1 protein-coding gene is annotated in these 2,307 nt (G+C 72.6%); it reads left to right on the forward strand.

Features of this window, described 5'->3' with window-relative positions; all coding sequences use genetic code 11:
* The first annotated feature begins 263 nt into the window (after positions 1-263).
* Entirely contained in the window at positions 264-2,216 is a 1,953-nt protein-coding gene (locus tag AB0M20_RS39005) for a sensor histidine kinase (protein WP_364306033.1), read from the forward strand.
* The last annotated feature ends 91 nt before the right edge of the window (positions 2,217-2,307 follow it).

A 2,307-nucleotide genomic window follows, 5' to 3' on the forward strand; every position in this document is an offset into this window, starting at 1 on the left:
GACGAGGCCCGTGACGATCAGGGTGATGAGCACGCCGACCGGTGGGCGGTCGCCGGCATCGCCGACGGTGATGGCCAGGATCGAGTCGAGGATGTCGGTGAGGCCTGCCACCGCCAGGGCGGCCAGGCCGAGGGTCCGAACGTTTGAAGTAGTCATGTCGATGACGCTAGGAACCGACGGCCCCGATCACGACCATGCAGGCCGCATACTCAATGGCGGTTTACCTGGTGTTCCGGCCGACGGGGGACCGCCAGACTGAGCCCATGCGGCTGATGGCCCGGGTCCTCGCGGTGGTGGGCTGCATCGTGCTCGCCGCCGCCGTGGTCCTCGCGCTCGCCGGTGACGGAATGCTCGCCCTGGCCTGGCTGCTGATGGGGCCGACGCCGTTCTTCCTGGTGGGGTGGTGGCTGTGCCGGCGACGGCCGGAGAGCACGGCCGGGCTGTGGCTGCTCGCCGGCGGCGCCACGTTCCTGCTCAACGTCACCATCGGTGAACTGCTGCTGCCGCTGGTCCGCGACGAGCCCTGGGCCTGGGTGCCGTCGATGGTCGGCCGGCTTGCCGACTTCGTCGGCCTGGTCGGTGGCCTGGCGCTGTTCGGCCTGTTCCCGGACGGCCGCCCCCAGCGAGCCTACGAACGGCGGGTGCTGCAGGTCGTGGCCGTCGTGGGCGCGCTCCTGCCGGTCGTGTACGCGATCACGCATCCGACGCTGGACGGGATCGGCAACCCCTTCTACGTGCCCGCCGCCGCGCCCGCGGCCGGGGTGATCGGCTCGCTGAACGACACCTTCCCCCTGTTGCTGCTGCTGGCCGTCGTGATGCTGGTACTGCGATACCGGCGGACGTCGCCGGCCGAGCGGCGCCGGATCCGCTGGCTGGTCCTCGGCCTGAGCGGTGCGCTGGTGTCCTGGGTGATCCTCACCGCGCTGACGTTCGTCCTGCCGCCCGTGCCGCTGCTGATCGCCGACTTCGTGCTGTGGCCGATGGGGGTCGTCCTCGCGATCGGCGCGGTGGTGCTGGCGGTCGTTTACGACGGTGTCCTCGGCATCGATCAGCCACTGCGCCGGGCCGTCGTCTACCGGGCGCTGTGGACGCTGATCGCCGTGCTCTACGTCGGCGCTGCGACCGCGCTCGGACTCACCGCCGTCCAGTACCTCCGGCCCGCGGCGGCCGTGCTGCTGGCCGCCGGCGCGGCGCTGCTGTTCCAGCCGGTGCAGCGGCGTCTGGAACGGGTGGCCGACCGATGGGTCTTCGGCAACCGGCTGGACGGATACCGGGTGCTCACGGAGTTCGGCGCGGCGCTGGAGTCGGCCCCGGATTCGGCCGAGCTGCCGAGCGCGCTGGCGTCCTCCGTACGCGACGGATTGGGGTTGGATTGGGTGCGCGTGCGGCTGGACTCAGGGCCGGTCGGCACGGCCGGTGATGCCCGCGACCGGAAACCGGAGCTGACCGTGCCGCTCCCCGGCGGCCGGATCGAGTGCGGCCCCAGGCGCGACGGCGAGCTGGTCGACGAGGACCGGCGGCTGTTGCAACACCTGGCCGGGCAGGCCGCGCCCGCCATCCGCAACCTGCAGCTGACGACCGAGCTGACCGAGTCCCGCGCCCGGGTGGTCGAGGCTCAGGATGCCGAACGCCGCCGGATCCAGCGTGACCTGCACGACGGGGTTCAGCAGGATGTGGTCGTGCTGACCGCGAAGCTTGCCATGGCCCGGGAACGGCTGCGGCGCGGCGACGACGCCGACCGCCCGCTGACCGAGCTCCAGGCGGACCTGGGCCGGCTGCTGGGTCAGGTCCGCGAGTTCGCGCACACCATCCATCCGCCCGTGCTGGCCGACCAGGGCCTGCTGGAGGCGGTCGAGGCGCAGGCGGCCCGGCTGCCGCTGGCGGTGGTGATCGAGGCGGACACCGCCCTTCGCGGCGCCCGTTACCCGCAGCACGTCGAGGCGGCAACCTGGTACGTGCTGTCCGAGGCATTGACCAACGTGGTCAAGCACGCGGGCGCCCGGGAGGTCTCCGTGACGCTGCGGCAGCCCGGCGGCCGGCTGGTGATCGAGATCCGTGACGACGGCTGCGGGTTCGACCCGGACGTGCCCCGCGGCCTGGGCCTGACCGGCCTGGCCGACCGGGTCGCGATCGCGCGGGGCACGCTTCGGCTGGACAGTCGCCCCGGCCGCGGCACGACGCTGTGTGCCGAGATCCCGGTGTCCGCCGATGCCTGAGCCCCTGCGCCCCGAACCTCTGCGGATCGTGCTGGCCGACGACAACTACCTGGTCCGTGAGGGCGCCCGGCGGCTGCTCGAGGAATCCGGG

This window comes from Actinoplanes sp. NPDC051633, from assembly GCF_040681735.1.
Lineage (GTDB): Bacteria > Actinomycetota > Actinomycetes > Mycobacteriales > Micromonosporaceae > Actinoplanes.

Coding starts and splice junctions, on each gene's coding strand:
- AB0M20_RS39005 (WP_364306033.1), top strand. CDS start 264: ATGCGGCTGATGGCCCGGGTCCTCGCGGTGGTGGGCTGCATCGTGCTC.